The 6,987-nt window shown below is 62.7% G+C and carries 6 protein-coding genes and 1 pseudogene; 5 read left to right on the top strand and 2 right to left on the bottom strand.

All coding sequences use genetic code 11. From position 1 onward, the window contains the following. Both AZG88_RS54420 and AZG88_RS31815 read right to left on the bottom strand, forming a co-directional pair. A pseudogene (locus tag AZG88_RS54420) lies at positions 1-371 on the bottom strand (NAD(P)(+) transhydrogenase (Re/Si-specific) subunit alpha); the annotation flags it as partial. A 255-nt stretch (positions 372-626) separates the two neighbouring features. Beyond that, positions 627-1,124, bottom strand: a complete 498-nt coding sequence (locus tag AZG88_RS31815; protein ID WP_061042609.1) for a flavin reductase family protein — start codon at positions 1,122-1,124, stop codon at positions 627-629. A 501-nt stretch (positions 1,125-1,625) separates the two neighbouring features. Between AZG88_RS31815 and AZG88_RS31810 the strand changes: the two genes are divergently transcribed. The 5 genes from AZG88_RS31810 to AZG88_RS31790 all read left to right on the top strand — a co-directional run bounded on the left by AZG88_RS31810 (position 1,626) and on the right by AZG88_RS31790 (position 6,727). Then, a complete protein-coding gene (locus tag AZG88_RS31810) occupies positions 1,626-2,528 on the top strand; it encodes a hypothetical protein (protein WP_061042608.1) in 903 nt (300 codons plus the stop codon). 424 nt (positions 2,529-2,952) lie between these two features. Then, positions 2,953-3,324, top strand: coding sequence for a hypothetical protein (locus tag AZG88_RS31805; RefSeq protein WP_061042607.1), 372 nt, complete (start codon positions 2,953-2,955; stop codon positions 3,322-3,324). A 392-nt stretch (positions 3,325-3,716) separates the two neighbouring features. Beyond that, complete coding sequence (locus AZG88_RS31800; protein ID WP_156517668.1) at positions 3,717-4,748, top strand: LLM class flavin-dependent oxidoreductase; 1,032 nt, start codon at positions 3,717-3,719, stop codon at positions 4,746-4,748. Positions 4,749-4,772: 24 nt separating this feature from the next. Then, a complete protein-coding gene (locus tag AZG88_RS31795) occupies positions 4,773-5,939 on the top strand; it encodes a thiolase family protein (protein ID WP_061042605.1) in 1,167 nt (388 codons plus the stop codon). Then, entirely contained in the window at positions 5,936-6,727 is a 792-nt protein-coding gene (locus AZG88_RS31790) for an SDR family NAD(P)-dependent oxidoreductase (RefSeq protein ID WP_061700124.1), read from the top strand. Before AZG88_RS31795 ends, AZG88_RS31790 begins: the two co-directional genes overlap by 4 nt. Positions 6,728-6,987: the final 260 nt, after the last annotated feature.

The following is a 6,987-nucleotide window of genomic DNA, read 5'->3' as shown; positions in this document are numbered from 1 at the left end:
GCGAACGCCTGCACCCCGGCGGTCTTCAACGCCCCGATGCTGTTCTCGGCGTTGCGCGGTGCGAGGAACCCGATCAGCGTCGAACCCGACGACAGCTTCGAAATCTCTGCCTCGGTGGGAGGTGCGACCTTCACTATGACGTCCGCCGCCCACGGGTCACCGATCGATGCGCCGGCAGCGACGTACAGCTCGTCCGGGATCAACGCGCCCAATCCGGCGCCTGACTCCACCACGACCTCGACGCCCTTGGCGATCAACGACGACACGATCGTCGGAACCAGTGCGACGCGACGTTCGTCCTCCCCGGACTCACGTGTAACTCCGACTCGCGTCGATCCCCCACTGCTCGTGGAGCTATCAGACCTGTTCACAGGTTTCATCGATGGTGCTCATTTCTGAATCGTGTACATGTGTGCGATCAGTCTTCTCAGCGGGGGCAGGTTCAGCGCCTCGGCGCGGACAGGAGTTACGGCGGAGGCAGCAGGCTTTAGGTGTTCCGCATCGTCGGTGCCGCCCATTCGGGCGTCACCCGGTCGACGGTGAAAATCATGTTCCCTCGGTTGCGCGTCGGGCATTGTCGGAGACCGGGACCGGATTGCCATGGCGCAGCGCCTCGAGCGCGATCACTACCCGACCTCGATAGCGAGTCTGCGGAACTTACTGCCGTGGAACACGATCGGTGCGACATGCTTAATCTCTAGTTCGTTGATGCGCATCAGTACGATGGCGTGATCGCCGGCCGGAACTTCTTCGGTGACGGTGGCGTCGAGCCACATGCTCGCGCCTCCGATGAAGACCGCCCCGTCCTCGGTTGTCGTCATGTCGAGACCCTCGAATCGGTTACCGGTTTTGGCTGCCAAGGTTCGTGCTGCGACGTCGTGTTCTTCGCCGAGGACGCTGATTCCGATTCGTCCTGCTGCGGCGACTTTCGGCCACGTCGTCGACGTGTTCTGGACGCAGAATGCGACAAGCGGAGGATCAATCGACACTGCGACGAAGGTGCTGGCTGCCATACCGACCGGGATCCCGTCGATCTCGGCGCACAGTGCGACGACGCCACTCGGGAACTGTCCAAATGCAGAGCGCAGGATTCCGGAATCGAGTTCGGCATTCGCGAGCGTCATGAGATGTCCCTTCTGGTGGTTGCCGCCACAGTCAGGAAACTGCTCCAGGCTGCGAAATGGCCGGCTACTGCGAGTGTCGGCGGTGGAGGTGCTGAGATGCGGACCCCGTCACACGGTGTGACGGCCGAGAGCGACAAGTATGCGCGAGAGGTAGAGGCCTCAAGCGCGCGGCGAATGCAGGTCGGCATCGAGTATCCAGGGGACCGCAGCGAGGTGTTCATCCTGTCACCGCCAGCGAACTGGTCGAGAAGGAGCTCAGGATGCCGGTTCGTCGACCACAGTGAGCACACTTGCACATAGGTCGCAATGTTAACCCAATTCGATTATTTAGGGTAGAGCATCGAAAAAACCATGAACTGTTTCCGTAAAACCTAATCCTGGTCTATGCTTCAAGGACAAGCGCCCCACTGTGACGCGCGAGCTGCTCCTTGCCAACTGGTGCGAAGTAGCACATACGCCCACTACGCACGAGTGTCGACAAACTGAAATGGAACCGCACACATGCCGAACCACTATTCGACTGGCGCCGACAGAGGTGTCGCGCCGTATCCGAACCTGGACCTTTCGTCGAACGACTGGACCTTCGAGGAGAGGGCTGAGGCCGTTCGCTGGTACGAGCTTTCGCACGGCACAGGCGACACCCGGTTCGCCCAGTTCGCGCCGTGGATGATCGACAACAATCCCGGTGGATTCAAGAGGTACCGTGGTCTCGTCCCGGCGCTGACGAGCGAAGTACCGCGCGGCATCTTCTTCGTCCACTCCTACGCTGTCACCGCGAACGCAGACGGCTGCATGTACGAGATGATCGTCGCCCGACAGCATGGATTCTCCAAGCGACAGATCCTCGATACGCTGAACTTTGCCTTTCTGTCAGGTGGGCCGCGAGCGATCAACGCGGTCTCTGACGTCGCAGGGCCGTGGCTGGACTCTTGGGAGGACAAGGACGACGCCGGCCGCATTGTCTTTCCCGCAGACTGGAGCATCGATCCGTCCGAGTTCGTCAGCGGGCTCGATACGACTCAAATCCCCGTCTCCGACGCCGACGAAGCAGCGCTGCGTGCGTGGCATGAGCGTGTGAACTCGGAGGTTCCGCGATTCGTGGACCTCTGGCTGAAACTTCGTGGGCCTGGGTACAAAGCCAACCGGCTTCGGTACGAGCAGGCGACCTCGAGTGCCGTGTTGCCCAAGCAGATCTATCCGCTGCTGACGATGCATCTAGGCGCCTTCGAGGCCAACCCCGCTGTCGTCCGGTATGCGCTCCGGCAGGCGAAGTCGATCGGAGGGATTTCGCGCAATCACATCGTGGAGATCATCGACACGGCGTTTGTACAGGGTAACGAGTGGAAGATGGCCGTGATCCTCGACGGCGACATAGCGGACACAATCGAGCACTGGGACGACTGACTTTCCGCCGGCGGTTCGCCTCCGGAATGGATAGCGCAGCAGAGCGATTGGACTGCGGGCAACGATCGATCCAAGCGGTACTGCGAGGGTGGTTCTCCATCCTGCATCCGATGCCGCGGTACGTGACCCGGCCCAGCCGCTGAAATTCGATGCATGTGCGGCTTTCAGCAAACCACCTCGGGCGCCCCGCTGGCTTGATCGGCGGTCACCGAAAACTGTCGCAGAAGGCGATCGACGTCGAATTCGGAAATGGGTAGGAGAAGTCATGACAGCCGGTGTCACCCCACGGCCGGTTAGGCCGGAACTGCGCGTCGCCATGGCGGACGGAGTCGACACTGTCGCGTGGAGGGATCTCCGCCCTACGGGGAATGGCTCATTTTTCAGTCCGCAGGCTCCGCGCTCGGCCGCCACGATGGTGCACAGAATGCGGCAAGCCGAGTTGCGCGGCGCCATCAGGGAACGGGCGGCAGTGCGCGAACAGTGGATCGGCGCGGGCGAAGATCCCGCAGATCTCATCGTGGCACTCGAAATCGACGTGTTGATCGCCGCCGATGCCCGAACCGCGCGCAGGGAATTACTGCAGTATGGGGAAGCGCAGTTCGGAGACACAGTTCGCTATGTCGGCACTCCTCAGGGATTGGCGACTCTGATTCTCGATGTGTACGTGGCAGACGTGGCCGACGCAGCGATCCTGTGTCCGATCATCTCCAGCGCCGGGAGTAAGCAAGGGACTGCGGCACTGATTATCGACGACGTGCTGCCGCTACTCGGTGACAAGTACCCCTGGCGCTCGTGACAAGCCGGGGAGAGACATCGCAGTCGGCAGACGGAGGAGCAATGTCAGGCCAAGTTCATCGTGGCATCGCCGGCCTGCAAGCGGCACGTGGTTGTGACACGCGGCCAACCGCGTGGGTCACGCTGCCGCTAAGCCGGATCCCCGCCTCACACGCGGAGGTTTGCACGCTCCGTGCAAGCGCAAGAGTGAGCGCACTGCAACGCCAGCCGGCAGCGGACTCCCGCGGGCTATCGCTTCAGCGCAGACAAGGTTGTGCGTATCCGCCGCGACCGATCTTCATATTCAGTTAGGAGAACTCCGTGACCACCTACACCCCGCCCCTCGAGCATTCCCGTCCGCGAACATTGCCCCGCGTGAATAACGGGGTCCGCCTCGGACTCTTCCTCGCGAACATGCGCAACGCGCACTACATCACAAGCGCCGAGGGATCCACCGAGCCGATCTACGACAACGTCCGCGAAATAGCGATCGCGGGTGACGAGATGGGGCTCTCGTTCTTGCTGCCGGTGGCGCGGTGGAGGGGGCTGAAGGGAGACCAGGCCGACTTCTGTCCCTACGGCCTGGAGACCATCACGCTCACCTCGGCGCTGCTTGCGGTGACCACGCGCACAACAATCCTTACGACGATCCACACTGAAGTATTCGGTCCCGCTGTCGTTGCCAAGATGGGGGCCACCATGGACCACATCGGAGACGGTCGCTGGGGCCTCAACGTCGTAGCAGGCTGGTCCCAGGCCGACTTCGAGTCGATCGGCCTCGAGCTGCGCGGGCATCACGACCGGTACGACCACGCGGAGCACTGGCTGAAGGCCATCCGCGAATTGTGGCGCGACGGGCACTCCTCGTACTCGTGCGAGCACTTCCAACTCAAGGATGCCGAGTGCCTGCCACGCCCACGACAAAAGGGGGGGCCCCTCGTGGTGAACGCGGGACAATCCGAACGGGGAATGCGGTTCGCGCTCGACAACGCCGATTATCTGTTCAGCACCGCGGCCGACGCCAGCCAGTTCCAAAAAGCCAAGGAGGTCAGCGGCGGCACTGACGCCGGGATGATCGGGCGCAAGCATGTGATTATCCGCAAGACGCGCGCGGAGGCGGAAGAGGTCGCCCACCGCATCGTCGCAGGCGGCGACAAGAAAGCTATCGCCCAGCTGGTGGCACATGGACGCGGACCCGTCGAGGAGGCGGAGCGACGGCTCGGCGAGCCCGGCGCGATGGGCAGGTTCCTCCTGCAGGATCCGATCCTCGGCAGCCCTGATGAGGTCGCGGTCGGCCTCGCCAAGTGGGCGTCGGAAGCCTCGGTAGACGGGGTTTGTCTCAGTCTGTTCGAACAGCGCCAGAGCCTGGAGCTGATGGACGACACGTTCATGGAGCGGCTCGGCAATGAGCTGGCAGATCACGGAAAGACTCTCGTCCTTTCCTGACAAGTACGAGCACCAAGGAGAATCATGCGTGATGCAGTAGTGGTGGCCGCAGTCCGGAGCCCTGTGGGGAAGCGGAACGGCTCTCTGTCAACAGTTCACCCGGCGGACCTGTCGGCACACGTGCTACAGGAGCTTGCCCGGCGCAGCGACCTCGACCCCTCCGTCGTAGACGACGTCGTGTGGGGATGTGTGAGCCAGGCCGGCGAGCAGACCTTCGACATCGCACGCACGGCGGTGCTCTCGGCGGGATGGCCGGAATCGGTTCCCGGCACGACCATTGACCGCCAGTGCGGCTCCTCGCAACAGGCGATCCACTTCGCTGCCGCCGGCATCGTCTCGGGACAATATGACGTCGCGGTGGCGGGCGGCGTCGAGTCGATGTCACGTGTGCCGATGGGATCTGCGGCCGGGACACAATCACCGTTAGGTGAGCTGTACGCCAAGCGATACAGCCCGGAGTTCCCCAGCCAGGGCCTCGGCGCCGAGACGATCGCGCGCAGGTGGTCCCTATCCCGCACCCAGCTGGACGACTATGCCCTCCAATCGCACGCCCGCGCCGACAACGCATCACGCGGGGGAGCGTTCAGCGGGCAGATGGTGCCGATCGAAACGGCCGCAGGCGCATTCGTGGTGGACGAGGGAATCCGACCCGGATCGACTCTCGACATCCTCGGCACACTGAAGACCCCATTCCTCCCGGATGGGCGAATCTCGGCGGGCAACAGTTCGCAGATCAGCGACGGCTCCGCGGCACTCCTGCTCACCACCTCCGAGTACGCCGCCTCCCACGGGTGGAAGCCCCTGGTGAGGGTGCACACGGCAGTCGTTGCGGGGAGCGAGCCAAATGTCATGCTGACTGGGCCGATCCCAGCGACCGAGAAGCTCCTGGCCAAGTCGGGCATCTCACTGTCGGACATTGGCGCCTTCGAAGTCAACGAGGCATTCGCCTCCGTCGTCCTCGCCTGGCAATCCGAGTTCAAGGTCGCCGACGAGCTGCTGAATCCCCTCGGCGGTGCCATTGCCCTCGGACACCCGCTAGGCGGCTCGGGTGCGCGGATCGCCACGACGCTCATCTCGCATATGGTGGACAACGACATTCGTTACGGCATGCAGACCATGTGCGAAGGTGGCGGACAGGCGAACGCGACGCTGTTCGAACTTGTTGGAGCGGGCACTCGGGGTCGTGGATGACCGAAAGGCGCTTATCGAGCGACACGCGACGTTGTGCGCTCAGCGGCCAGGTCGCCATGGTTACAGGAGGAAGCCAGGGGATCGGTCGGGTCATCTCGGAGGCGTTGGCAGAGGCCGGCGCCACCGTGGTGGCAGCCTCCCGGCGCGCCGAGGATTTCCTCTCGCCGGCAGGCCAGCGGATCCACGGTCGGCGTCTTGACGTCGAGAACGCGGACGCCTGCCACACGGTCGTTGCCTCGGTTCAGGAGGAGTTCGGGTCTCTCGACGTCCTCGTCAACAATGCGGGCATCGCCGAATCGGTCAAGTTTCTAGAAATGGATATGGAGCACTGGCGACGACACCATTGCATCGACGTCGAAGCCCCGCTGCGGCTCGTCCGGGCCGCATTGCCGATGATGCTGGAACGCAATCAGGGGCGGGTGATCTCGATCGCCTCAATCGCCGCCGAGGTGGGCTTCTCGTATGTCACAGCCTATGTCGCCGCCAAACATGCGCTCCTGGGCATGACACGCTCGCTGGCAGCTGAGTTTGCCGGGACCAGCCTCACGTTCAACTGCGTGAGCCCGTACTACACCAACACGCCGATGGCAGCAGCAGCGATTCGGAAGATCGTAGCCAAAACGGGCAAAAGCGTTGACCAGGCCAGTGCTCACCTGCTGAGCCCGCAGGGGCGCATGATCGAGCCCGATGAGGTTGCGGCAATGTGTGTTTACCTCGCGTCGCCGTCCGCGCGGTCGATCACCGGACAATCGATCGCCATCGATGGGGGTCTCTCCGCGACACGGTGAGTAACGACCTATTGGCGGCAGACTCAGTGACGTCTGGCTACTTCCTCGCGTGACCTTTCCTGAGAATTCGACGGGATAAGTTCATAGATCGAAACTTTACGCTGTGTAGCCCACATTTTACGGGCACGACATGCCAGTTATATGAAGTGTCTTCGGCTATGATGAAATAGCTGCTCGATAGTTTCGAGCCACAGAGTCAAGACAGGGGAGGCAGCGGTGCCAAAGTCCTCAGCGGCGTCAAAGCCCGCGGCGGCGTCGAA

Origin of the sequence: Rhodococcus sp. LB1 (assembly GCF_001583455.1) — a bacterium.
Classification (GTDB): domain Bacteria; phylum Actinomycetota; class Actinomycetes; order Mycobacteriales; family Mycobacteriaceae; genus Rhodococcus_F; species Rhodococcus_F opacus.
The sequence above is the reverse complement of the archived record's forward strand: the minus strand, read 5'-3'. Positions and strand labels throughout refer to the sequence as shown.